We start from the raw sequence: 23071 nt of genomic DNA on the forward strand, positions 1-23071 counted from the left end.
GGCCGATCCGATGGAGGAAACCCAGACCCTCATTGCGCAGGCCATGGTGTTCGGCGATTACCACGCCGACCAGTATCTCCTGATCATGCCCGTCATCGTCTGCTTCGTGTTCGGAGCGGCGCTTCTCATGATGCGCCGGCGCATGGACCTGCATCCGATCATCGCGGTCGCCGGCCTCGTGCTGCTGCTCATCTGCGACATCCTGCTTCTGTGGCGCATTGCCGATGGCGGGCCGATGTCTATGGCGATGGGCGGATGGAAGCCGCCCTACGGCATCTCCTTCACCGCCGATCTCCTTTCGGCGCTGTTCCTCACCGTGGCGGGCTTCGCGGGTCTGGCCTGCGGCATCTATGCGGGCGCCTCGATCGACGAGGAGGGCCGGCGCTACGGCTTCTATCCCTTCCTGTTCATGATCATGGGCGGCGTGTCCGGCGCCTTCCTCACCGGTGATATCTTCAACCTCTACGTCTGGTTCGAGGTGCTGCTCATCGGTTCCTTCGGCCTCCTGATCCTCGGATCGGAGCGCGAGCAGCTCGACGGCGCCACCAAATACTGCTTCCTCAACCTCATTGGCGCGACGCTTTTCCTGCTGACCACCGGCTATCTCTACGGCGTGTTCGGCACGCTCAACATGGCCGACATCGCGCTGAAATCGGCCAAGCTCGAGGGCAACGGCGTCCTCCTCACCATCGCCTCGCTCTATCTCGTGGCCTTCTCGATGAAGGCGGCGGCCTTTCCGCTGAACTTCTGGCTGCCGGCCTCCTATCACACGCCCCGTTTCGTCGTATCGGCGCTCTTCGCCGGCCTCCTGACGAAGGTCGGCATTTACGCGCTGATCCGCGTCGTGCTCATGCTGTTTCCGCCAGAGCGGGGCGGCCTCGGCTTCGTCATCGCCTGGATGGCGGCGCTGACCATGCTGATCGGCGCGATCGGCGCGCTGGCGCAGACCGACCTACGCCGTCTCCTCAACTACGTGGTGATCACCGGCATCGGCACGATCCTCGCCGGCCTTGCCATTCCGCCCGTCCTCGAAAGCACCTCCGACGCCATCACCACGGGCGCGGCCAACGTCATCCGCTCGGCGGCCACCGGCGCCTTCGCCGACGGCATCTCGGCGGAAGGACCGCTCGCCACCGGCCTGTCGGGCGCGATCTTCTACGCGCTGCATTCGGTCGTGGTGATGACCGCGCTCTATCTGGCAGCCGGCGTCGCGGCCTTCCGCAACGGCTCCTCTTCGCTGCACGAGATGGGCGGTCTCTGGCGCCGGCATCCGCTGTTCTCGGCGATGGTGCTGGTTCTGCTTCTGGCGGTTTCCGGCCTGCCGCCCTTCTCGGGTTTCTGGCCGAAGATGCTGCTGGTGCGTGCCTCGCTCGCCGCCGACCTGCCCTGGCTGGCGACGGCCGTGCTCGTCTCGGGCTTCCTCCTGACGATCGCCTGCGTGCGCGTCTTCGCGCTGGCCTTCTGGCGGCCGCTGCCGGTGCAGCCGGAAGGAGGCGACGCGCATGCCGGCTCCGACGACGCCTTCCGTGCGCCGCCGCCCGGCCGGCCGCTGGCGCTCGTGCCGCTCGTCGGCCTGTCGATCTTCGTCGTGGCGGTCGGGGTCTGGCCGGAATGGCTGGCCGAACTCACCTTCGCCTCGGCCCATGAGATCCTGAAGCCGACCGCCTATCTCTCCTCCGTGCTGGGGGGCACGCCATGAACCCCTTCGTCGCCAACCTGCTGCTGGCGCTCGTCTGGCTGGTCGTCACCGGCGGTTTCAGCCTCGCCAATCTCATCTTCGGCTTCCTCATCGGGGCCGGGACGCTGTTCCTCATCCGCGAGCAGATCGGCGCCGGCGGCTATTTCGGCCGGGGCCGGAAAGTCGTCTCGCTCATCGCCTTCCTGTTCTACGATCTGGCGATCTCGGCCTGGCGCGTGGCGCGTGTCGTCTCGGCCCGCAAGCTCGACGTGAAGCCCGGCGTCTTCCTCTACAAGCACCGCGTCGACAGCGAATTCGAGATCGCGCTCCTGTCCAACCTCGTCGGGCTGACGCCGGGCACGCTGATCTTCGACATTTCCGACGACGAGCGCACGTTGTTCGTCCACGCCCTCGACTGCTCCGACCCCGATGCGCGCCGCCGCGAGATCGCCGACGGGTTCGAGCGGCGCATCCTGGAGGTCTTCCGATGAAGTTCCAGCAGTTCTCCGAACGCTTCCTCGAAGTCTCGCTCGACATCGCGCTGGCGCTGCTGTGCCTGTCCTTCTTCCTCACGGTGATCCGCATCTGGCGCGGGCCGACCCTGCCGGACCGGGTGCTCGGCCTCGACGTCCTCACCGGCTCGGCCATCGGCTTCATCGCCGTCATCGGCATCGACACCGGCTTCACGCTCTATGTCGACGTCGCCATCGCGCTCGGTCTCGTCAGCTTCCTCGCCACCATCTCGTTCGCCCGCTTCATCCTGGCGCGCGGCGACACCGAGCGTTCGCCCGTCGCGGCGGTGACGGATGCCGATGCCGATCGCGCGGTGCTCGGCGACGGAGCGGCATCGTGAGCGGGCTTGGCAACATCCTCGCCGGCATCTTCGTGATGCTGGGCGCGAGCTTCGCGCTCGTCGCCTCCGTCGGCATCCTGCGCCTGCCCGATTTCTACACCCGCATCCACGCCGCCTCGAAGGCGGGCACGGTCGGTTCCGTGCTGGCGCTCTTGGCGCTCGCCATCGTCTCGGTCGAGACGGCCGAAGTGCTGCGCGCCATCGCTGCCATCGTCTTCTTCTTCCTCACCGCGCCGATCTCGGCCCATCTCCTCGGCAAGGCCGCCTATTCGGCGGGCTACAAGATGTGGGACGGCTCGGTGCTCGACGAGATGCACGACGGGCCGGCCCGTCCGCTGGAGCCCGGCGGACGCGAGAAGACCGTCGATCGCCGGCCGATCCTGTGACGCCGATCCCAGTTGCGACGGACGCCTCGACCGCTTTCGATCGCCTGTGGCCGCGTCTGGCGGTCGCCTTCGCCGGCCTTTTCGGCGCCATGGGAACGGCGGGCGCCGCGCTTGCGGCCCATGGTGGCGGCGACCGATCGCTGATCATGGTTGCCTCGGCGATCGCCTTCGTCCATGCACCGGCCCTACTGGCGCTGGGGTTGGCGGCGAAGGGGCGGCTGCCGGCTCCTGCGATACCGGCGGCGTTCTGGACCGTCGGCGTGCTGCTGTTTTCGGGCGATCTGGGCTCGCGTAGCGTTCTCGCCGACCGGCTTTTCATCAATGCCGCGCCGACCGGCGGCAGTCTCCTCATCCTTGGGTGGCTGTCGCTCGTCGTGCTCGCCTTCATCCCGATCCGCCGCGCCTGACGCCGCCGCTTGACGGCCGGCCCTTCATGATGCCCAACCGGATCGGTGTCGGAATGACAGGGGAGGGGACGAGATGACCGGTTTCGACGGCGAACTGTTCGCGGGGCGTACCGTGGTGGTGACGGGGGCGGGCCGGGGCATCGGCGCGGCGGTGGCGGCGGCGTTCCTCGCCTGCGGCGCGCGCGTCGTCGCCCATGCCGGCCGCACGCTGGAGCATGCCGAGACGGACCTCATGGCGCGGGTGCCCGCCGAGACCCGGGATCGGCTCGTGCTCCTCACGCAGGATCTCGGCGCGCCCGACGGCGGCAAGGCGCTGGCCGACAAGGTGCTGGCCGAGGTCGGCGTGATCGACGTGCTCGTCAACAATGCGGGCACGATGGGCGGGCGCATCCGGGCCGGCGAAGAGACGGCGGCCGACTACGACCACGTGCTCGACCTCAACATCCGCTCCGTGGTGGACCTCACCGGGCGCCTGCTGCCGGCGCTGCGGGCGGGCACCACGCCGGCCATCGTCAACACGGTCTCGATTTCCGCGCGCTCGGGCGGCAGCGCGGGATCGGCGCTCTATTCGGGCACGAAGGCGTTCGTCTCGGCCTGGACGAAGACGCTGGCGAAGGAACTCGCGCCGGATGGCATCCGCGTCAACGCGGTGTCGCCGGGCACGATCATGACCGATTTCCACCGGCGCTACTCGTCCGACGAGAAGCTGGCGGCCACCGCCGCCTCGCTGCCGCTGAAGCGCCTCGGGCTGGCGGAGGATTGTGCACCCGCCTACCTGTTCCTCGCCGCAGATCCGCTCTCGGCCTACATCACCGGGCAGATCCTCGAGGTGAACGGCGGCCAGCTCATGCCTTGAGCCACCCCACGGGAGCGCCGACCCGTCAGGGCATCGGCGCCTTCGGGGCGGCGAGCGCCGCGGCCGGACCGGTGCGAAGGGCTGCGAGGAGACGTTCGGCCAGCGCCTCGTAATTGCCGTCGAAGTGGTGACCGCCCTCGATCGGCAGCTTCGTCAGCGCCGCGAGCGCGGGGTCGGTGCAGGCATTGTCCTCGTCATCTTCGGTGCCGTAGACGCAGAGGACTTTCGCCGCAGGAATCGCCGAGATGGCGGGCACCACCGGCTTGTCGCCGGTCGAGAGACCGAGCCAGCCGCCGACCGAGATCTGGAAGCCGGTCTCCTTGGAAGGTGCGAGCAGGCCGACGAGCCCGACCCGGTCGGCCCAGACCTGCGGCAGGTGCGCATAGGCGAAGGGCAGCGTGTCGGCGCCGAACGAGTAGCCGAGCAGAGCGACGGGCACGCCGGTCTTCGGGTTGGCATTGCCGAGCATGGTCGCGATGTCGGCGCCCATTTCCTCCGGGGTCTTCTCGGACCAGAAGTAGCGCAGCGCGTCGACGCCGATGACCTCGATGCCGTGTGCGGTCAGCCAGTCGCCGATCGTCTTGTCGAGATCGCGCCATCCGCCGTCGCCCGAGACGAAGACCACGACGCCGGTCGGTTCGCCCGCCGGCTTGCCGACGACGATCGGCAGCGCCGTGGAATCGGCCTCGGCGATCGCGGACGCGGCCGCGACGGTGGCATTCACCGCCTCGTCGCCGTTGGCGATCACGGTGCCCGCCGTCAGCGGCTCCGCCATCGGGGTAGCGGCGGCGGTGCCGGCGGCATCGACGAAGGTGAAGGGTGCGGGAAGGGCCGCCGTGCGCTCGTAGGAAAAGCTGCCGCCGGCGGCCGGGGTGGCCTTGGCGCCCGCGCAGATCGGCAGTTTCGAGCGCAGCGTCGGCGTCGCCCCCAGCGCCACGCCGCCGGCGACGGTGGCCGCGGGCGCATCGGCGACCGCCGTATAGGCGAAGGCGCCGCCGGCGCCGCGACCGACCACGACCGGGTGGAAATAGGTGTCGAGATCGAGCGCGCGCAGCGTCTCCTTGGCGATGCCCTCGATGTCGGAGCCGGGATAGATGCAGTCGTCACCGCTGTCGGCCTCGGCCTCCAGTTCGCCGCGCCAGCGGTCGAGATCGACCGGCAGGACGATCAGTCCGGCATTGACGAGGTCCGCCGCGAGGTCGCGGTCGGCCTGCGCGATGCCGCCGGTGTCGGAGACGAGCACCGCGAGGCCGACGGGATCTTCTGAGGGGACGAGCACCCCGACCTGTCGCAGGTTCTCGTAGGAGACGGTCGCGGCGGGCACCGCGGCGGCGGTCTGCCAGCCAACGCGCGACATGAGCGCCGCGCCGAAGAGGAGGCCGGCGAGGACCAGGGCGAGGAGCCCGGCGAGAAGAGGGAGACTGCGCTTCATGGATCCTGCTTCGGACGACCCGAGATGAGGGTGGTGACGTCGACGAGCACCTTGGCGGTGTCGAAGCCGCCGGGGCAGACGAGATAGTGCGGCGTCCAGACCGGGCCGAATTTCTGCTTGAAGGCCTTGAGGCCATCGAAGCGGTAGAACGAGCCCCCGCGTCGGTAGAGGAAGGAGCCGAAGCGGTTCCAGCGCGAGGCGCCGCGCCGGTCGACGAGGCCCGAGAGCGGCGCCGCGCCGAGGTTGAACCAGCGATATCCCTCGTCCTTGCCATAGAGCAGGATGCGGGTGAAGAGCGCGTCCATCACCACCTTCGAGACGTCCGGCCGGAAGCGCATCAGGTCGATCGACAGCTCTTCCTTGCCCGCGCCGCGCCAGAGATTGGCAAAGGCGACGATGGCGCCGTCCTTCTTCAGGACCGCCATGTCGAAATGGGCGAGGTAGGTGGCGTCGAAATAGCCGAGCGAGAAGCCCTTCTCCGAGCCCGATTTCATGTCGAGCCAGGCATCGGAGACGCCGCGCAGCTCGTCCATCGCGGCCACCACCTCCTCGCGGGTGAGGATCGAGAAGGCGAGGCCCTCGCGCTCGGCCCGGCGGGTCGCGGTGCGCAGGTCCTGCTTCTTGGGGCCCTCGATGGTGAAGCGGGCGAGATCGACGCGCGCGACCTCGCCGAGCTTCAGCGCCACGAGGCCCATGTCGAGAAAGAGCGGCAGGCTCTCGGGCATCACCTCGTAGAAGACCGGACGCTCGGCCTGCCGGTCGGCGAGGTCGCGGAAGGCCCAGGCGAGTTCAGAGACGACCTCCGGCGGGCCGACGGGCTCGCCCAGCGCAACGAGGCTGCCGCCGGCGCGGGCGTACATGACGAAGCCGCGCTTGTCGGGCGAGAACAGGAACTGCTTGTCGCCGAGCAGCGCCAGCGCCGCCACGGTCTGCGGCGAGGCTTCGACCACGGGCAACACCTCGTCGGGGATGCGGGAGCGCTTCTGCACGCGCTCGGTGCGCCGGTGGATGGCGACGTCGAGGCCCACCGCCGCGATGAGCGCCACGGCGATGACGCTGGCGCGCAGGAAGCGCGAGGCGTTGTCGTGGACGGCGAAGTTCCACCACATGTCGTTGGCGTATTCGACGTGGCGGTAGGCGAAGAGGCCGAGCCAGACCGAGGCGATGACGGTGGCGAGGACGGCGGCGAGCCAGCTCCAGGTGACGGCGAAGGGGTTGATCGCCGAGCGCCGGTAGAAGGCGTCGCGGAAGCCCAGGAGCAACACGGCGAGAACGATGAGGAGCGTCGCCTCCTCCCAGTCAAGGCCCTTCGACAGCGAGAAGACGGCACCGGCGACGAGAAGCCCGAGCGAGACGACCCAGGCCCGCCACAGGCGTTTGGCAAGGCCCCGCGCGGTGACGAGCAGCGCCGTGCCGACGAAGCTCGCCGCCAGATGCGACATCTCGATGAAGGGGAGGGGGAGGACGTCGCCCAGAAGGCCCAGCCGGTCGGTGACGCCAGGTGTCGCGCCCGAGAAGAGCAGCACCAGTCCGCCGCCGAAGGCCAGCACGGCCACGGTCGGCGGCACCATCGGCTCGAAGGCCCGCACCAGTTCCAGCGCCGGGCCCTTCAGCACCGCGCGCCGGCGCACCGCCTCGACGATGAGAAGGCCGATCACCGTCACGATCAGCGGCAGGACGGTGTAGATCAGCCGGTAGAGCAGCAGGGCGGCGACGACGTCGGCGCGATCCGACAGGCCGAGGCTGACGATGATCGTCGCCTCGAAGGCGCCGAGACCGCCGGGCGCGCTGGACGCGACGCCGATGATGACCGCGACGGCGAAGACGAGGGCGAAGAGCGTGAACGAGCCGACGCTGCCGGCCGGCATCAGGACGTAGAGCGTCGCGGCGGCCGCGCCGATATCGACGATGCCGGCGAGGATCTGCACGACGGCGCCGCCCTGCGATGGCAGGGGCAGCGCGAAGCGGCCGATGCGGGCCGTGCGTTCGCCGCCCGACAGCCAGACCACGAAGCCGGCGACGAGCGCGATGAGCACGAGGCCGAGCGCGATGTCGAGGGTGGGCGAGATGTCGCGCAGCACGGGCACGTCGCCGGGATCGACGACGAGCGCGGCGCCCACCATGATGGCCAGCGCGAACCAGAGCGCGAACCAGGAGGTGCCGACGATCCGGCCGATATCGGCCAGCTCGATGCCGCCGGACTTGTAGACGTGGTAGCGCAGCGCGCCGCCGGTGAGCAGCGGAAAGCCAAGCGCGTTGGACACGGCATATCCGGCGGCGCCGACCGTGGCGGCGACGGGCCGCGAGACCCGGCCGGGTGCGATCGTCTCCACCGCCACGACGTCGTAGAGCGACACGGCCGCAAAGCTGATGACGGTGAAGAGCAGCGCCAGCGCCAGCGTGCCCCCGGAGACGGCCGCGAAGGCGGCATCGACGTCGCGCATCGTCAGGGTCGAGACCATGCTTTCGAGCGCGGCGAAGGCGGCGATCGTGATCGCGAGGCCGACGACGATCGGCAGGTACTTGCGCCAGGCCGGGGTCGGCGAGCCGGTGGGAAGCGGCGCAGGGGCTGCGTCAACGCTCATGAGATGTCCGATCGAGATCCGCCGCGGCAACGCAGAGGCCGCGGACGGCGATGTACGGGAATTTGATGGCCGGACAAGCGGCGGAACCGCCATGGATGAAATTTAAGTCGGCGTGACGATCGTCGACGCCGAAGCCAACGCGTCTCCTGTCGAGAGGCTTGCAGGAAAAAACGCCACCGTAACGGAACCTTATCGCGACTGCTGTTGAATGAGCCTGTCCCGCGTCTCGAAGACGAGCGCGCCGAACCGACAGGATCGCTCGATGCGCTTGACCATCTCACGCAAGCTGACGTTGTTGACCCTCTTCGCCCTCGTGGTCTTCGCCGGCCTGATGGCGTTGCAGCTCTTCCAGCTCGAAAGCCAGATGTGGAGCGACCGCCGGCTGATGCTGAAGGGTCAGGTCGATGCGGCGGTGTCGACGGTCTCCGATTTCAGCAAGCGCGCCGCCAGCGGCGAGATCACCACCGAGGACGCCGAGCGTCAGGCGCGCGCCGCCATCCGGCCGATCCGCTATGGCGCCGAGGACTACATTTTCGCCTACAATTCGCAAGGTATTCGCCAGATCTTCCCGAAGGCGGCGGAAGAGGGCGCGAACGTCTGGGACAAGACCGACCCGAACGGCGTGAAGCTGACGCAGGAGATGATCGCCCGCGCCAAGGAAGGCGGCGGCTACACCGCCTATTCCACGACCCGCCTCGGCAGCGACGTCCTCGCGCCGAAGGTCTCCTATTCCCGCTACATTCCCGAGTTCGACTGGATCGTCGGGACCGGCGCCTATGTTGACGACATCCAGGCCGTGGTGCGGGAACGGGCGACGACAAGCATTCTCTGGGCGCTCGGCGCCGGCGCGCTGCTGGCGATCGGCTCGTTCTGGATCGGGCGCGGCATCACCCGTCCGCTGAAGTCTGCGGTCAAGCTTGCCGAGACGATCGGCGCCGGCGACCTGACGCATCGCATCGCGGTGAAATCCCGCGACGAGATCGGCGACTTGCAGCGGGCGATGGCGACGATGGCCGACAACCTGTCGGGGATCGTGCGCGATGTCCGGGGTTCGGCGGCGCAGGTGGCGTCCGGCTCCATGCAGTCGGCCGCCACCGCCGACCAGCTCTCGTCCGGCTCGACCGAGCAGGCGGCGGCTTCGGAACAGGCCTCGGCCGCGGTCGAGGAGATGACGGCCAACGTGCGTCAGAACGCCGACAACGCCTCGACCACCGAGAAGATCGCGGCGCAGGCCAGCATCAGCGCCGAGAAGACCGGCGCGGCGGTGGCGCTCTCGGTCGAGGCGATGCGCGTGATCGCGCAGAAGATCCAGGTGGTGCAGGAGATCGCCCGCCAGACCGACCTTCTCGCGCTGAACGCTGCGATCGAGGCGGCCCGCGCCGGCCAGCACGGCAAGGGTTTTGCTGTCGTCGCGTCCGAAGTGCGCAAGCTCGCTGAGCGTTCGGCGCTTGCCGCCTCCGAGATCGGGCAGGTGTCGGCTCAGACGCTGGCGGCATCCGAGGAAGCCGGGCAGATGCTACTGCAACTGGTGCCGGATATTCAGCGCACGGCCGAACTCGTCACGGAGATTTCCGCAGCGTGCCGGGAACAATCGGTCGGCATCGACCAGATCAACCAGGCGATCCAGCAACTGGATCAGGTGACGCAGGCGAACGCCGGTGCGGCCAACGAGATGTCGGCGACCTCCGAGCAGCTCTCGGCCGAGGCCGGGCGACTCGACGAGCGCGCCGCGTTCTTCCGCATCGACGGCGCCGCGCCGGTTGCAGCCGCGACCGCAACCGCGTCCGTCAAGCCGGCGGGCGACGTGCGGGCGCTCCAGGCCAGCGCCGCGCAGTTCGCCGCCGGTCGCAAGGCACCGTCGAAGGCGGCAGCCGCCAGCCAGCCCGGCGAGGGCTTCGATCTCGACATGGGCGGTGCCGGTGGCTTCGAGCGCATGAGCGGCTGATCGTTGGAGCCCCCGATCGGCGGCTCCCCGGATCGGCCGGCCGTCCCGTCAGTCCTGCGCCGCGAGGGCGCCCCGGATCAACCATTCCGCCGCCCGCACCAGCGAGGCGGCGGGCCTGTTTTCGGGGAAGGCATGGGTGCCGGCATTGGCCCCCTCGAACAGCATCATCAGCCCGTCGCCGAGACCCTCCGCATCGCTCGCGCCCATCGCCAGCGCTTTCTCGCGCAAGCGCTGGCGCAGTGCCGCCTTGCTGGCGATGCAGACGAGCCGGGCCGGATGGGCCTCGTCGGCGAATTCGGCCGCCGCGTTCGTCAGGCCGCAGCCGCGCGAGGCCGGCCGCGCCGCGCGCCGTTCCACCCGCCCGAAGAAGGCCAGAACCTGCGCTCGCGGATCATCGGGGAACTCGGCCTCGGCGGCGGCGAAGCGCTCCCAGAAGGCCACGTCGTAGCGCTTCAGGTAGGCGGCGGCGAGGTCGTCCTTCGAGGCGAAGGCCCGGTAGAGGCTCGGCTTGGTGACGCCGGCCTCGCGCACGATCTCCTCGATCCCGACGGCCCGGATGCCTTCGCGGTAGAACAGCTCCTCCGCCACGTCGAGGATGCGCTCGGCCGCGCGCTTGGGCGGCACGGCACAAGGCTGGTTACCATCGCAGGTCGGCAACGTCTCGGGCTCGCTTGACAATGTGACTGACCGGTACGTACTCATGATCCAACGATACGATCCGGTGACGCCGATGACAAGCACACGCCCTTTCGGCCCGCGCTACGCCTTCGTGGTGGTGGGCGTCGTCTTCGTCGCGCTGCTCGTCTCGGCGGGACTGCGCTCGGCGCCCTCGGTGATGATGCTGCCGCTGGAGGACGCCTTCGGCTGGCGCCGCGACACGGTCTCCTTCGCCGCGGCGGTCGGCATCTTCCTCTACGGTCTCGCCGGCCCTTTCGCCGCCTCGATGATGGAACGCTTCGGCCTGCGGCGCGTGCTCGTGGGCGCCATCCTGCTGATGTCGGCCTCGACGGCGTCCAGCCTCTTCATGAGCCAGCCCTGGCATCTCGTCGCCACCTGGGGCGTGATGTCGGGCGTCGGCACCGGGGCGGTGGCCACGGTTCTCGGCGCGACAGTCGTCAACCGCTGGTTCAAGACCAATCGCGGCCTGATGATGGGCCTGATGTCGGCGAGCGGCGCCACCGGCATGCTCGTCTTCCTGCCGTTCTTCGCCATGCTGGCCGAATCCGGCGGCTGGCGCCCGGTGGTGATCACCGTCTGCATCGCGACGCTGGCGCTGGTGCCGCTCGTCTGTCTGCTCGTGCCCGAGCGCCCGGCCTCGATCGGCCTTCGCCGCTACGGCGCCACCGAGGACGAGCCGGCGGCGGCCCCCGTCACCGGCAACTTCGTCGCCAACACGCTGCGCACGCTGCGCGACGCCGCGAAGACGCGGGTCTTCTGGTTTCTCTTCGCCACGTTCTTCATCTGCGGCTTCACCACGAACGGGCTCGTCGGCACCCATCTCATCGCCTTCTGCGGCGACATGGGCATTCCCGCCGTTCAGGCCGCCGGCTTCCTGGCGGTGATGGGCATCTTCGACCTCATCGGCACCACCGCGTCGGGCTGGCTCACCGACCGCTTCGACCCGCGCAAGCTCCTCGGCATCTATTACGCGATCCGTGGCCTGTCGCTGATCTACCTGCCCTATTCCGGCTTCTCGGTGGGCGCGCTGACGGTCTTCGCGGTGCTCTACGGGCTCGACTGGATCGCCACCGTGCCGCCGACGCTGCGCCTCGCCAACGAGTCCTTCGGCGACCGGCGCGGGCCGCTCGTCTTCGGCTGGATCGTCGCCGGCCATCAGGTCGGCGCGGCCTCGGCCGCCTATTTCGGCGGCTTCATGCGCGAGTTGCAGGGCAGCTACGCCTCCGCCTTCGCGATCGCGGGGCTCACCGCGATCCTCGCCGCCGCGCTCGCCCTCCTCATCGAGCCGAGCCGCAGCGCGGGCGGCGAAGGCCGCTTGCAGCCGGCCTGATCGGAGTGCTTGCCGGTCAGGCGACCGGCGCGGTGAGGAGTTCCACGGCGGCGAGCGACAGCGCCACGACGCCGTTGCGGATCGAGCGCTCGTCGGGCTGGTAGTCGGAATTGTGCAGTTCGTCCTTGCGTCCGGGAACGCCGGATCCGACCCCGAGCTGGAAGGCCGGCACGCGCTCGCCGATGAGGGCGAAATCCTCGGCGCCGAGCGAGGGCTGGGACTGCAGCACCACGTCGTCGCCGTAATGCTCGCGGATCGCCTTCATCGTCTTGTCCATCACGCCGGCATCGCTGACGAGGGGCGGGGTGCCGCGATCCATTTCGAAGCGGCACTCGACGCGCATCGAGGCGGAGACGCCGGCGCAATGGCGCGTGATCGCCGCCTCCATCGCCCGCCGGTCGTCCTCGTGATGGGTGCGCACGGTGCCGACCAGGCGCACGCTATCGGGAATGATGTTCGGCGCCAGCCCGCCCTCGATGACGCCGATCGTCAGAACGATCGGGCGCATCGGGTCCATCTCGCGCGAGACGATCGTCTGCAGCTGCAGGACGAGGGTGGCGGCGGCGACGATCGGATCGCTCGACAGATGCGGGCGCGCGGCATGGCCGGAGCGCCCGGCCACCTTTATCATGAATTCGTCCGACGAGCCGCCGGCGACGCCGGGCACGAAGGAAAAGGTGCCGACCGGTTCGTTCGGATAGTTGTGGAAGCCGAGCGCCATGTCGACGCCGTCGAGCGCGCCGTCCTTCATCATCGCCGCCGCGCCGCTGTCGGACACCTCCTCGGCCGGCTGGAACATCAGCTGGATGCGCCCCGACAGGAGCGGTTTCAGGCCGGCCAGCACCTCGGCGACGCCGAGCAGCGTCGCGGTGTGAAGGTCGTGGCCGCAGGCATGCATCTTGCCGGGACTGGTGGAGGCGTAGTCGAGCCCGGTCTGCTCGTGGATCGGCAGCGCGTCCATGTCGGCGCGCAGGAGCAGCGTCGGACCCGGCCGGCCGGTGTCGATCGTGCCGAGCACCCCGGTGCGCCCGACGCCGGTGCGGTGCTCGACGCCGATGGCGGCGAGGCGCTCGGCGACGATGCGGCTGGTGCGCACCTCCTCGAAGGCGAGTTCGGGATGGGCGTGCAGGTCGCGCCGGATCGCCACGAGTTCAGGCTCGATCCGCTCCGCCGCCGTCTCGATACGGGTGCCGATATGGTTGGAAGTCATCGCCGCCGTCCTCGCGCTCGTTCGCCCGGCCAACGCTTCGCCCGAAGGGGAGGCCATCGTCTGGCGCGCTTGTCCCGCGTTTTGGCGCCGTGCGCCAGTCCCTCGTCAGGCCGCCGCACCGTCTCACGGCTCACCTTGACGTAAAGGGAAGGCGGTTCCGTTCGCTCCCGGCTTGCGCTAACCCTTGATGCCAAGAACAAGACGGACCGGGAGGACGACGACGATGGAAAGGCCTTGGCTCGCGCATTACCCCGAAGGCATGCCGCACGAGATGGGGGCGATCCCCTTCGAGACCATCGCCGACCTGCTGGCCGCCTCCTTCGCATCCTATGCGGATCGGCCCGCCTTCCGCCTGATGGGCGCCGTCCTCACCTATCGCGAGCTCGACGCCGCCTCGGCGCGCTTCGCCGCCTATCTCCAGTCGCTGGGGCTGAACGCCGGCGACCGGGTGGCGCTGATGATGCCGAACGTCTTCCAGTATCCGGTGGCGGTGGCGGGCATCGCGCGCGCCGGCCTCGTGGTGGTCAACGTCAACCCGCTCTATACGCCGCGCGAGCTTGAGCACCAGCTGGTGGATTCCGGCGCGCGCGCGATCGTCATCCTTGAGAACATGGCGTTGACGCTTCAGAAGTGCCGCGAGGCCGTGCCGCTCGAGTATGTCATCGTCACCGGCGTCGGCGACATGCTGCCCTTCCCGAAGGGCGCCATCGTCAATTTCGTGCTGCGGCACGTGAAGAAGGCCGTGCCCGCCTACAGCCTGCCGGGCGCCGTGCGCTGGCGCCAGGCGATGGCCGCCGGCGGAAAGGCGCACCTCAAGCCCGTCGCGCGGCGCGCCGAGGACCCGGCGGTGCTGCAATATACCGGCGGCACGACGGGGGTCGCCAAGGGCGCGACGCTGACCCATCGCAACATCGTCGCCAACGTCCTCCAATCGGAACTCTGGAACGAGCCGGCGGTGCGGGGCATCCCGGCGGACGAGCAGGTCGTCACCGTCTGCGCCCTGCCGATCTACCATATCTTCGGCTTCACGGTGAACATGCTGCTGTCGCTGCGCGGCGGCGGCTGCAACCTGCTCATCCCCAACCCGCGCGACATTCCCGGCCTCCTCAAGGTGCTGAAGGGCGAGCGCTTCCATCTGTTTCCCGCCGTCAACACGCTGTTCGGCGCCATCGCCCGCCATCCGCAGGCCCGCGAGGTGGACTGGAGCCATGTCCGGCTGTCGGTGGCCGGCGGCATGGCGGTGCAGAAGGCGACCGCCGACCTCTGGGAAAGCGTAACGGGCTCGTCGATCTGCGAGGGATACGGCCTGTCGGAGACCTCGCCCTCGGCCAGTTGCAACATCACCTCGGGCACGCGCTTCACCGGCACGATCGGTTATCCGCTGCCCTCCACCGACTTCCGCATCCTCGACGACGAGGAGCACGAGATGCCGGCCGGCGAGCGCGGCGAGATCGTGATCCGCGGGCCGCAGGTCATGGCCGGCTACTGGAACCGCCCGGAGGAGACGCGCCGCGCCTTCACCGTGGACGGTTCCTTCAAGACCGGCGACATCGGCGTGATCGACGCGGACGGATCCATCCGCATCGTCGATCGCAAGAAGGACATGATCAACGTCTCGGGTTTCAACGTCTATCCCAACGAGATCGAGGATGTGATGACCCGCATGCCCGGCATCGTCGAGGCCGCCGCGATCGGCGTCGCCGACGAGAGCTCTGGCGAAGCGGTGAAGCTCTTTGTCGTGACGAGCGATCCGGCCGTCACCGCCGAGACCGTGAAGGCCTACTGCCGCGAGAACCTGACCGGCTACAAGCGCCCGCGCGACGTCGAGTTCCGCAAGGAGCTGCCGAAGACCAGCGTCGGCAAGGTGCTGCGGCGCGCGCTGCGCGACTGATCGCGGCGAGGGCGTTTCCCTCGGTACTCTCCGGTGGCAGTCTCGATCCCCACGCGAGGCGATCGCTTGGGGATCGAGCCTTGCGCCGTCAGGAGGGACGAGCGATGCGCGTGATGGTTCTGGTGAAGGCGACGGCGACAAGCGAGGCGGGCCTCCTGCCCTCGATCGAGCTCATGGAGGCGATGGACCGCTTCAATGCGGATCTGGCGAAGGCCGGTGTCCTTCTGGCGGGCGAGGGGCTTCATCCCTCGGCCAAGGGCAGGCGCGTCGCCTTCGACGGCCCGCAGCGTTCGGTGACCGACGGCCCCTTCGTGCCGGCGGGCGAACTCGTCGCCGGCTTCTGGCTGTGGCAGGTGCACGACATGGACGAGGCGATGGATTGGGCGATGCGCTGCCCCAACCCGATGCCCGGACCCAGCGAGATCGAGATCCGCCCGCTCTACGAGGCCGCCGACTTCGGCGGGGCGCTGACGCCCGAGCTGGCGGAACGCGAAGCACGGATGCGTTCGATGCTGGAGCGCTGAGCGGCGCTCGGCCGAGCCTGTCATCGTCATCAAGGTGCCATCCGGCGATCGAGCGAGGGCGGACCCGCGCGCCCGCGGCCGTTCGATTCGTGCTTGCGGGTCCCCCAAACCACGGGTGGCCGCAGCGATTCTCCTCGTAGGCCCACCGGAGATTGCAGGGGCTTGCATCCGAGCCCCGCTGGAGTAGCATCATGACGTTCGATGACAGGCTTGCAGCCCCGGTTGCGAGAGCGTCTTTCGCTTTTTTCGCAGTCCGCGAAGATTTCGCTTTCCATTCATCGGGCCGTCGCATACATAGACATCACCGGCGGCCGAGACGCCCCGGACGTGACGCGGGGTGGAGCAGCCCGGTAGCTCGTCAGGCTCATAACCTGAAGGTCGCAAGTTCAAATCTTGCCCCCGCAACCAAAAAGACCCGGTCGGCCGCAAGGCTTGCCGGGTCTTTTGCTGTTTGGGTCCGCGGCGCTGATCCGCCGGGGGATGCGACCCGCCCCACGGACGGGCCGCTCGTGTTCTCGCTTCAGCCTGCCAGCGCGCGCGCCAGCCCACGCCCGATCTCGGCGATGCCGGCATTGCGGTCGTCGAAGCTCGCCGCGGTCTCGGTCATGTAGACCGCGATGATCACGGGCTCGCCGCCGGCCGGCCAGATCACCGCGACGTCGTTCATCGTTCCATGGTCGCCGCCGCCGGTCTTGTCGCCGACGCGCCAACCATCGGGCAGGCCCGCGCGCAGCTTGGCGCCGCCCGTCCGGTTGGCGACCATCCAGCCGGTGAGCACCACCCGCGAGGTCGGCGACAGGGCGTCGCCAAAGGCCAGCGCCCGCAAGTTGCCGGCCATCGCCGCCGGGGTGGTGGTGTCGCGGGGGTCGCCGGGCGTCGCCTCGTTGAGGGCGGTCTCGATCCGGTCGAGACGGGTCTCCTGGTCGCCGATCGAGCGGGCATAGGCGGTGACGGCGGCGGGTCCGCCGAGACTGGCGAGGATGAGATTGGCCGCCGTGTTGTCGCTCTGCGTCATCGCAGCCTCGCAGATCGCACGAAGCGTCATGCCGTCGCCGCCGACATGGCGCTCGGTCTCCGGCGAATAGGGCACGAGATCGCTCGTCTCGAAGCGGATTCGCCGGTCGAGGTTCTCTGCTCCCGCATCGACCCGCGCCAGAACCGCGCCGCAGGCGACGACCTTGAACGTGCTGCACATCGGGAAACGCTCGTTCGCCCGGTGCTCCCAGCGCCGACCCGATCCCGTGTCGAGGGCGAAGACGCCGAGGCGGGCGCCAAGCCTCGTCTCGATCCTTTCGGTGAGGTGCGAGAAGGCTTCGGGCTCGTCCGCCTGCGCGGCCGCCGCGCGGGGGAGGGTGCCTGCGACAAGCGTCGCCGCCAGGGTGGTGAAATGTCGTCTCGTCAGCATGCTCGGCGTCATCGTCCCGTGCGAGGAGGCGGGCGATCGGTCGGTCTTCGACCGGTCGTCCCCGTCCCGTTGGATCGCCGTTGCTTCATGTCGAATTGATGGTATGGCTCCCTGATGATGGGTCCGACCGGTATCGACGGTATTCCCGGCCTGCATGGGTGGCCTGCGCAGACAACATTGGTGGACACCGCCGGGACGTGGTCTCGATCGCACCTCCGACTGAACTTCAGGACCGTTGCCCGATGACCGTATCCGTGGCCGTTGATTCCCGTTCGGCCGGCGACGCGCCGGATGTCCCGGCGCGCAAGGTCCACGTGGGCCTGGCGCTGGCGGCGCTCTCGCTCGGCTCCTTCGTGATCGGCTCGGGCGAGTTCGGCATCATGGGCCTCCTGCCCAATCTCGCCGGCGATCTCGGCGTCTCCATCCCGCAGGCGGGCCTGCTCGTCACCGGCTATGCGCTCGGCGTCGTGTTCGGCGCGCCGGTGCTGGCCGTCCTCACCTCGCGCATGGAGCGCCGGCGGGCGCTCATCATCCTCGCGGCGATCTTCGTGATCGGCAATCTCGCCTGCGCCCTGTCGCCGACCTACGGGCTGCTGCTCGCCGCCCGCGTCTTCACCGCGCTGGCGCACGGCACGTTCTTCGGCATCGGCGCCGTGCTGGCGGCCGAGATCGCGCGGCCCGGCAAGGAGGCGCAGGCGATCTCGCTGATGTTCGTCGGCATGACGCTCGCCAACGTCCTCGGCGTGCCCGCCGGGACGCTGATCGGCCAGACCTTCGGCTGGCGCGCCGCCTTTTGGGCGGTCACCGGGCTTGCGGTGCTGCTGACGATCGCCATCGCCGCCTTCGTGCCGGTGAACCGGCCGCGCGCCGACATCCGCTTCAAGGACGAGTTGCGCGCCCTGACGCGCCCGCAGGTGATGCTCGCCATGTCGATCAGCGTGCTCGCCTCCTCGGCGCTCTTCTCGCTCTACACCTACATCGCGCCGATCCTCGAAGAGGTGACGGGCGTCGCGAGCTCCAGCGTGCCCTACGTGCTTCTCGTCTTCGGCGTCGGCATGACGATCGGCAATCTCGCGGGCGCGCGGCTGGCCGACTGGAAGCTGATGCCCTCGATCATCGGCCTCTTCGCCCTGATGATCGCCGTTCTTCTCGGCGTGCATTTCGCGGCGTCCAGCCCGGCGGTGATGATCGCGCTGCTCTTCGTCTGGGGCGCGCTCGTCTTCGGGCTGGTCTCGCCCATCCAGATGCGGATCGTCAGCCAGGCCAAGGGCGCCCGCAACCTCGCCTCTACGATCAATCAGAGCGCCTTCAATCTTGGCAATGCCGGCGGCGCCTGGGTCGGCGCGATGATGATCAATGCCGGCATCTCCTACGACACCCTGCCGCTCGGCTCCGCGGCGATCGCGGCCGCGGCAATGGTGGTGGCGATCGTCAGCTGGCGGATGGAGAAGGCCTCGGGCGAGCCGGCCGCGGTGGTTCACGGCCTGCCCGCCGGTCACTGACGCGGCAAATCTGGTCCTCATAGGTCAAGAAAAAGGCCGGTCCGCGCAAGCGGACCGGCCTTTTCGTATCGAGCCGAGGTTCGAGCGTGATCAGCCGGCCTGGAGCGGGGAGATCGAGATCTCGACGCGGCGGTTCTGCGCGCGGCCGGCTTCCGTCGAGTTGGATGCGATCGGGCGCGACATGCCGTAGCCCTGGTTGTTGAGGCGGCGCGGGTTGACGCCCTGGCTCGCGAGGAACTGAGAGACCGACGAGGCGCGACGCTGCGACAGCGCGAAATTGTAGCCCTCGCCGCCGACATTGTCGGTGTTGCCGGCGACGTCGACGATCGACTGGTCGTACTTGTTGAGGACGATCGCGACCGACTGCAGCGTCGGGTAGAATTCCGAGCGGACCTGATCCTCGTTCGTGTCGAACGTGATGTTCGAGGGCATGTTGAGGATGATGCGGTCGCCCTGGCGGGTCACGGAAACGCCGGTGCCCTGCAACTGGGCGCGAAGGTCGGCCTCCTGCCGGTCCATGTAGGCGCCGATGCCGCCGCCGCCGATCGCGCCGATGCCGGCGCCGATCAGCGCGGCGCGGCCGGGATCGGTGCCCGTCGCGCGGCCGACGAGATAGCCGCCGAGCGCGCCGGCGCCCGCGCCGATGCCGAGCCCCCCGGCCGTGTTCGAGAGCTTCTGCTCGCCCGTGTAGGGATCGGTGGTGCAGCCCGCCAGCAGCGTTGTGGCGGCGACGGTGGCCAGGACGAGTTTCTTCATGGACGCGGGCTTTCCCTCTCGGATGCGCGGCGCAGTCTCGCCGCGGATGGTTGACGAAACCTTAACGGCTCCCCCGCCAGCGCCTTGCGGCGCCGGCTTCTCGCCCCCGCGCTAGTCCCGATCCGTGGCGCCATCGGGGCGGGGCTCGCGGATTCGTGGCGACGGGGGAGGGACTGTGGCCGCGAAGCTGCGCTGTGATGTTAGCATCGCCCAGAAAAAAGGGCCGCCGAACCGGCGACCCTCGTGTCACGTCGATGAGCCGATGATGCCTCAGGCGGCCTTCTTGGCGCCGATCAGCTTGCGGTTGACGAGAAGCTCGGCGATCTGGATCGCGTTGAGCGCGGCGCCCTTGCGCAGGTTGTCGGCGACGACCCAGATGTTCAGGCCGTTTTCGAGCGTCTGGTCCTCGCGGATGCGGCTGATATAGGTTGCGTCCTCGCCGGCGGTCTCGATCGGGGTGATGTAGCCGCCGTCCTCGTGCTTGTCGATGACGAGGCAGCCCGGCGCCTCGCGCAGGATCGCCTTGGCCTCCTCGGCGGAGATCGGGCGTTCGAACTCGATGTTGACGGCCTCGGAATGGCCGATGAAGACGGGTACGCGCACCGCGGTGCAGGTCACCTTGATCTTCGGGTCGAGCATCTTCTTCGTCTCGGCCATGACCTTCCACTCTTCCTTCGTCGAGCCGTCTTCCATGAAGACGTCGATATGGGGAATGACGTTGAAGGCGATGCGCTTGGTGAACTTCTTGTTCACCGTCGGGTCGGCGACGAAGACCGCGCGCGACTGCTGGAACAGCTCGTCCATGCCGTCCTTGCCGGCGCCCGACACCGACTGGTAGGTCGAGACGACGACGCGCAGGATCTTGGCGTGGTCGTGCAGCGGCTTCAGCGCCACCACGAGCTGCGCGGTCGAGCAGTTTGGATTGGCGATGATGTTGCGCTTGGTGAAGCCGGTGATGGCGTCGGCGTTCACCTCCGGCACGATCAGCGGAACGTCCTGATCGTAGCGGAAGGCCGAGGAGTTATCGATGACGACGCAGCCCTTGGCCGCGATCTTCGGCGCCCATTCCTTCGCCACCGCGCCGCCCGCCGACATCAGGCAGATATCGGTGCCGGCGAAGTCGTAGGTGTCGAGCGACTTCACCTTCAGCGTCTTGTCGCCGAACGAGACCTCGGTGCCCTGCGAGCGGCGCGAGGCGAGCGCCACGACCTCGTCGGCGGGGAAGCCGCGCTCTTCGAGGATGTTGAGCATTTCGCGGCCGACATTGCCCGTCGCGCCGACGATCGCAACCTTGTAACCCATGGTGTGACCCTGTCCTTCGCCCCCCGCGACCGTCGTCATGCGCTCGGAACCCCGTCCCGGGGGAGCGCGGGACGAGGATTCAGATAATCGCGGTTTTGGTGGTGAAGCGCGTGAACATGGTGTGGCGATATGCGCCGCGGTTCGAGCGAAGTCAATCCGCTGCAACCCGGTTGCCATCGGGTGTTCGACCACCGGACAGCAAAAAGCCGATCGTTCCTTTCGGAACGATCGGCCCTCGTCGATCTGTCTGTTGCCGTCGAGCGATCAGACGCGGCGATCCGGATACGAATTGCCTGCCACCGTGCCGTTGCGGCGTGCGCTGCGCTGGGCGAACTTCTTGGTCACCCAACCGACGAGCAGGGTCTTGATGATACCGCGGATCATGATCTCTCTCCGTTGAGCTGTGTTGCTCTGATAAGTCGCAGCTACGCCAGGAGTTCCACGAAGAGGACGAAGAGCGTCCGCGATCACGCAATTGCGAGAGCCTTGCCGGATTGTGGCGAAATCGCGTCGGCGCGCTTTCCATTTCCTAAAAAGTCGTTAGCGTCCAGGTTGCGCCGGGGGAGGCGCGACACTGTCCACCGCATGGCAGTTCGGGAGGAAATGCACGTGACGAGTTATCAACCGAGCGCCGCCGGCGCTCCGGCGCGCACGCCGATGACGAAAGCGGAGCGGAAGGTGATCGTCGCCTCTTCGCTCGGCACCGTCTTCGAGTGGTACGACTTCTATCTCTACGGAACGCTCGCCGCGATCATCGGGCGGCAGTTCTTCTCGCAGTTCGAGCCGTCGACGCAGGCGATCTTCGCGCTCCTGACCTTCGCCGCCGGCTTCCTCGTGCGTCCGTTCGGCGCCCTCGTCTTCGGCCGGCTCGGCGATCTCGTCGGCCGCAAGTACACGTTCCTCCTCACCATCCTCATCATGGGCGTGTCGACCTTCGCGGTCGGCCTTCTGCCGAGCTACGACCAGATCGGCGTCGCCGCGCCGATCCTCCTCGTGGTTCTGCGCATGGCGCAGGGCCTGGCGCTGGGCGGCGAATATGGCGGCGCCGTCGTCTATGTCGCCGAGCACGCACCGCGCAACCGACGCGGGTTCTACACGGCCTGGATCCAGACCACCGCGACGCTCGGGCTGCTGCTCTCGCTCGCCGTGATCGTGACGCTGCGCATCAACATGGGCGAAGACGCCTTCCAGACCTCGCTGCCGCTGTTCTTCGGCCTCGAGGGTGGCTGGCGCGTGCCGTTCCTGCTGTCGGCCGTGCTCCTCGCCATCTCCGTCTACATCCGGATGCAGATGCACGAGTCGCCCGTCTTCCAGAAGATGAAGGAAGAGGGGACGCAGTCCAAGGCGCCGCTGAAGGAGGCCTTCGGCACCTGGAAGAACGGCAAGATCGTGCTGATCGCGCTGTTCGGCCTCGTCATCGGCCAGGCCGTCGTCTGGTACACCGGCCAGTTCTACGCGCTCTTCTTCCTCCAGAGCATCCTGAAGGTCGATCTGCTGACGGCCAACGTGCTGATCGCCTGGTCCTTGATCATCGGCACGCCGGGCTTCCTGATCTTCGGATCGCTGTCCGACCGGATCGGGCGAAAGCCGGTGATCCTGGCGGGGTGCCTCCTCGCCGCGCTCACCTACTTCCCGCTGTTCCATGCGCTGACCTCGTTCGCCAACCCGACCTACGCGTCGGCGATCGACAACGTGCAGGTTCAGGTCGTGGCCGATCCCGCCACCTGCGGCTCGCTCTTCGATCCCGTGGGCATCCGCACCTTCACGCAGCCCTGCGACATCATGCGGCGAACCCTGTCGCAGCAGGCCTATCGCTACACGCAGGCCCCGGGCGCGGCGGGCAGCCCGACGCAACTGGTGATCAACGGGGCGACGACGATCCCCTTCACCGACGCCAAGACCTTCGCGGCGGCGCTGACCCCCGCGATGATCGCGGCGGGCTATCCGGCCGCCGACGACGCGGCCAAGGTGAAGGTCGACGGGTTCTTCGCCGCGCTCGGCAACTGGCAGGCGATCAAGGTCATCGCGGTTCTGGCCGTGATGGTGATCTACGTCACGATCGTCTACGGCCCGATCGCCGCCGCGCTCGTGGAGTTCTTCCCGACGCGCATCCGCTACACCGCCATGTCGCTGCCCTACCATATCGGCAACGGCTGGTTCGGCGGGCTCCTGCCGGCGACGTCCTTCGCGATCGTCGCCTCGACCGGCGATATCTTCGCCGGCCTCTGGTACCCGGTGGGCTTCGCCCTGCTGACGGTGGTGATCGGCGCGATCTTCGTGCGGGAGAAGCGCAACGCCAGTCTCGTCGACTGACGGAACGCAACTGACGCC

General features: G+C 68.5%; 19 protein-coding genes and 1 tRNA gene. 13 read left to right on the forward strand and 7 right to left on the reverse strand.

Translation table 11 applies throughout. The features are described from left to right. The first annotated feature begins 10 nt into the window (after nucleotides 1–10). The 6 genes from AUL33_RS11710 (at nucleotide 11) to AUL33_RS11735 (ending at nucleotide 4180) form a co-directional block, all read left to right on the forward strand. Nucleotides 11–1699 (forward strand): proton-conducting transporter membrane subunit, encoded by a 1689-nt coding sequence (locus AUL33_RS11710; RefSeq protein WP_062207838.1) that lies wholly within the window; start codon nucleotides 11–13, stop codon nucleotides 1697–1699. Continuing rightward, nucleotides 1696–2169, forward strand: a complete 474-nt coding sequence (locus AUL33_RS11715; RefSeq protein WP_062207841.1) for a Na+/H+ antiporter subunit E — start codon at nucleotides 1696–1698, stop codon at nucleotides 2167–2169. The genes AUL33_RS11710 and AUL33_RS11715 overlap by 4 nt, the downstream gene beginning before the upstream one ends. Further along, nucleotides 2166–2531, forward strand: coding sequence for a cation:proton antiporter (locus AUL33_RS11720; protein WP_062207844.1), 366 nt, complete (start codon nucleotides 2166–2168; stop codon nucleotides 2529–2531). Before AUL33_RS11715 ends, AUL33_RS11720 begins: the two co-directional genes overlap by 4 nt. Before the next feature lie 35 nt (nucleotides 2532–2566). Then, on the forward strand, nucleotides 2567–2917 hold the full coding sequence (gene mnhG, locus AUL33_RS11725; RefSeq protein WP_062208274.1) for a monovalent cation/H(+) antiporter subunit G: 351 nt from the start codon (nucleotides 2567–2569) through the stop codon (nucleotides 2915–2917). After that, nucleotides 2914–3324, forward strand: a complete 411-nt coding sequence (locus AUL33_RS11730) for a DUF423 domain-containing protein (RefSeq protein ID WP_374754425.1) — start codon at nucleotides 2914–2916, stop codon at nucleotides 3322–3324. Before mnhG ends, AUL33_RS11730 begins: the two co-directional genes overlap by 4 nt. Nucleotides 3325–3397: 73 nt before the next feature. After that, on the forward strand, nucleotides 3398–4180 hold the full coding sequence (locus AUL33_RS11735; RefSeq protein ID WP_062207847.1) for an SDR family NAD(P)-dependent oxidoreductase: 783 nt from the start codon (nucleotides 3398–3400) through the stop codon (nucleotides 4178–4180). 25 nt (nucleotides 4181–4205) lie between these two features. Here the strand turns inward: AUL33_RS11735 and AUL33_RS11740 are convergent, their stop codons facing one another. Then, nucleotides 4206–5612, reverse strand: a complete 1407-nt coding sequence (locus tag AUL33_RS11740) for an AcvB/VirJ family lysyl-phosphatidylglycerol hydrolase (protein WP_062207850.1) — start codon at nucleotides 5610–5612, stop codon at nucleotides 4206–4208. Further along, complete coding sequence (mprF, locus tag AUL33_RS11745) at nucleotides 5609–8197, reverse strand: bifunctional lysylphosphatidylglycerol flippase/synthetase MprF (protein ID WP_062207852.1); 2589 nt, start codon at nucleotides 8195–8197, stop codon at nucleotides 5609–5611. Before mprF ends, AUL33_RS11740 begins: the two co-directional genes overlap by 4 nt. Before the next feature lie 262 nt (nucleotides 8198–8459). On the opposite strand from mprF, the gene AUL33_RS11750 reads away from it, so the two are divergent. Then, nucleotides 8460–10142: a methyl-accepting chemotaxis protein gene (locus AUL33_RS11750; RefSeq protein WP_082652554.1), complete on the forward strand. Its 1683-nt coding sequence runs from the start codon at nucleotides 8460–8462 to the stop codon at nucleotides 10140–10142. A 48-nt stretch (nucleotides 10143–10190) separates the two neighbouring features. Here the strand turns inward: AUL33_RS11750 and AUL33_RS11755 are convergent, their stop codons facing one another. Further along, nucleotides 10191–10766: a TetR/AcrR family transcriptional regulator gene (locus AUL33_RS11755; RefSeq protein WP_244492146.1), complete on the reverse strand. Its 576-nt coding sequence runs from the start codon at nucleotides 10764–10766 to the stop codon at nucleotides 10191–10193. Between the two features lie 106 nt (nucleotides 10767–10872). Here AUL33_RS11755 and AUL33_RS11760 point away from each other — a divergent pair, with 106 nt between their 5' ends. Then, nucleotides 10873–12150, forward strand: coding sequence for an MFS transporter (locus AUL33_RS11760; protein WP_244492148.1), 1278 nt, complete (start codon nucleotides 10873–10875; stop codon nucleotides 12148–12150). A gap of 16 nt (nucleotides 12151–12166) precedes the next feature. On the opposite strand, the gene AUL33_RS11765 is transcribed toward AUL33_RS11760, so the two are convergent. Beyond that, nucleotides 12167–13360 (reverse strand): M20 family metallopeptidase, encoded by a 1194-nt coding sequence (locus AUL33_RS11765; protein ID WP_062207863.1) that lies wholly within the window; start codon nucleotides 13358–13360, stop codon nucleotides 12167–12169. Nucleotides 13361–13583: 223 nt separating this feature from the next. Here AUL33_RS11765 and AUL33_RS11770 point away from each other — a divergent pair, with 223 nt between their 5' ends. From AUL33_RS11770 to AUL33_RS11780, 3 genes are all read left to right on the forward strand, one after another. After that, nucleotides 13584–15251 (forward strand): AMP-binding protein, encoded by a 1668-nt coding sequence (locus AUL33_RS11770; protein WP_062207866.1) that lies wholly within the window; start codon nucleotides 13584–13586, stop codon nucleotides 15249–15251. A gap of 104 nt (nucleotides 15252–15355) precedes the next feature. Beyond that, entirely contained in the window at nucleotides 15356–15775 is a 420-nt protein-coding gene (locus tag AUL33_RS11775) for a YciI family protein (RefSeq protein WP_062207869.1), read from the forward strand. Nucleotides 15776–16106: 331 nt separating this feature from the next. Further along, nucleotides 16107–16183, forward strand: a tRNA-Met gene (locus tag AUL33_RS11780). Nucleotides 16184–16295: 112 nt separating this feature from the next. Here AUL33_RS11780 and bla read toward each other — a convergent pair. After that, nucleotides 16296–17180 carry a class A beta-lactamase gene (gene bla / locus AUL33_RS11785; protein WP_062208280.1) on the reverse strand — a complete coding sequence of 295 codons (885 nt, stop codon included), beginning with the start codon at nucleotides 17178–17180 and terminating at the stop codon, nucleotides 16296–16298. A gap of 242 nt (nucleotides 17181–17422) precedes the next feature. On the opposite strand from bla, the gene AUL33_RS11790 reads away from it, so the two are divergent. Further along, nucleotides 17423–18682 carry an MFS transporter gene (locus tag AUL33_RS11790; protein ID WP_192843184.1) on the forward strand — a complete coding sequence of 420 codons (1260 nt, stop codon included), beginning with the start codon at nucleotides 17423–17425 and terminating at the stop codon, nucleotides 18680–18682. Nucleotides 18683–18772: 90 nt separating this feature from the next. On the opposite strand, the gene AUL33_RS11795 is transcribed toward AUL33_RS11790, so the two are convergent. After that, nucleotides 18773–19438 (reverse strand): OmpA family protein, encoded by a 666-nt coding sequence (locus AUL33_RS11795; protein WP_062207872.1) that lies wholly within the window; start codon nucleotides 19436–19438, stop codon nucleotides 18773–18775. Between the two features lie 270 nt (nucleotides 19439–19708). Further along, nucleotides 19709–20740, reverse strand: coding sequence for an aspartate-semialdehyde dehydrogenase (locus AUL33_RS11800; protein WP_062207874.1), 1032 nt, complete (start codon nucleotides 20738–20740; stop codon nucleotides 19709–19711). Nucleotides 20741–21397: 657 nt separating this feature from the next. Between AUL33_RS11800 and AUL33_RS11805 the strand changes: the two genes are divergently transcribed. Continuing rightward, nucleotides 21398–23053, forward strand: a complete 1656-nt coding sequence (locus AUL33_RS11805; RefSeq protein ID WP_062208287.1) for an MFS transporter — start codon at nucleotides 21398–21400, stop codon at nucleotides 23051–23053. The last annotated feature ends 18 nt before the right edge of the window (nucleotides 23054–23071 follow it).

The sequence above is a fragment of the Aureimonas sp. AU12 genome, from assembly GCF_001463705.1.
Taxonomy (GTDB): domain Bacteria; phylum Pseudomonadota; class Alphaproteobacteria; order Rhizobiales; family Rhizobiaceae; genus Aureimonas.

Excerpts from the sequence above, each read along its gene's own strand:
- AUL33_RS11710 (WP_062207838.1), top strand. The coding sequence starts at position 11 with ATGGAGGAAACCCAGACCCTCATTGCGCAGGCCATGGTGTTCGGCGAT.
- AUL33_RS11715 (WP_062207841.1), top strand. The coding sequence starts at position 1,696 with ATGAACCCCTTCGTCGCCAACCTGCTGCTGGCGCTCGTCTGGCTGGTC.
- AUL33_RS11720 (WP_062207844.1), top strand. The coding sequence starts at position 2,166 with ATGAAGTTCCAGCAGTTCTCCGAACGCTTCCTCGAAGTCTCGCTCGAC.
- mnhG (WP_062208274.1), top strand. The coding sequence starts at position 2,567 with ATGCTGGGCGCGAGCTTCGCGCTCGTCGCCTCCGTCGGCATCCTGCGC.
- AUL33_RS11735 (WP_062207847.1), top strand. The coding sequence starts at position 3,398 with ATGACCGGTTTCGACGGCGAACTGTTCGCGGGGCGTACCGTGGTGGTG.
- AUL33_RS11740 (WP_062207850.1), bottom strand. The coding sequence starts at position 5,612 with ATGAAGCGCAGTCTCCCTCTTCTCGCCGGGCTCCTCGCCCTGGTCCTC.
- mprF (WP_062207852.1), bottom strand. The coding sequence starts at position 8,197 with ATGAGCGTTGACGCAGCCCCTGCGCCGCTTCCCACCGGCTCGCCGACC.
- AUL33_RS11750 (WP_082652554.1), top strand. The coding sequence starts at position 8,460 with ATGCGCTTGACCATCTCACGCAAGCTGACGTTGTTGACCCTCTTCGCC.
- AUL33_RS11760 (WP_244492148.1), top strand. The coding sequence starts at position 10,873 with ATGACAAGCACACGCCCTTTCGGCCCGCGCTACGCCTTCGTGGTGGTG.
- AUL33_RS11765 (WP_062207863.1), bottom strand. The coding sequence starts at position 13,360 with ATGACTTCCAACCATATCGGCACCCGTATCGAGACGGCGGCGGAGCGG.
- AUL33_RS11770 (WP_062207866.1), top strand. The coding sequence starts at position 13,584 with ATGGAAAGGCCTTGGCTCGCGCATTACCCCGAAGGCATGCCGCACGAG.
- AUL33_RS11775 (WP_062207869.1), top strand. The coding sequence starts at position 15,356 with ATGCGCGTGATGGTTCTGGTGAAGGCGACGGCGACAAGCGAGGCGGGC.
- bla (WP_062208280.1), bottom strand. The coding sequence starts at position 17,180 with ATGCTGACGAGACGACATTTCACCACCCTGGCGGCGACGCTTGTCGCA.
- AUL33_RS11790 (WP_192843184.1), top strand. The coding sequence starts at position 17,423 with ATGACCGTATCCGTGGCCGTTGATTCCCGTTCGGCCGGCGACGCGCCG.
- AUL33_RS11795 (WP_062207872.1), bottom strand. The coding sequence starts at position 19,438 with ATGAAGAAACTCGTCCTGGCCACCGTCGCCGCCACAACGCTGCTGGCG.
- AUL33_RS11800 (WP_062207874.1), bottom strand. The coding sequence starts at position 20,740 with ATGGGTTACAAGGTTGCGATCGTCGGCGCGACGGGCAATGTCGGCCGC.
- AUL33_RS11805 (WP_062208287.1), top strand. The coding sequence starts at position 21,398 with ATGACGAAAGCGGAGCGGAAGGTGATCGTCGCCTCTTCGCTCGGCACC.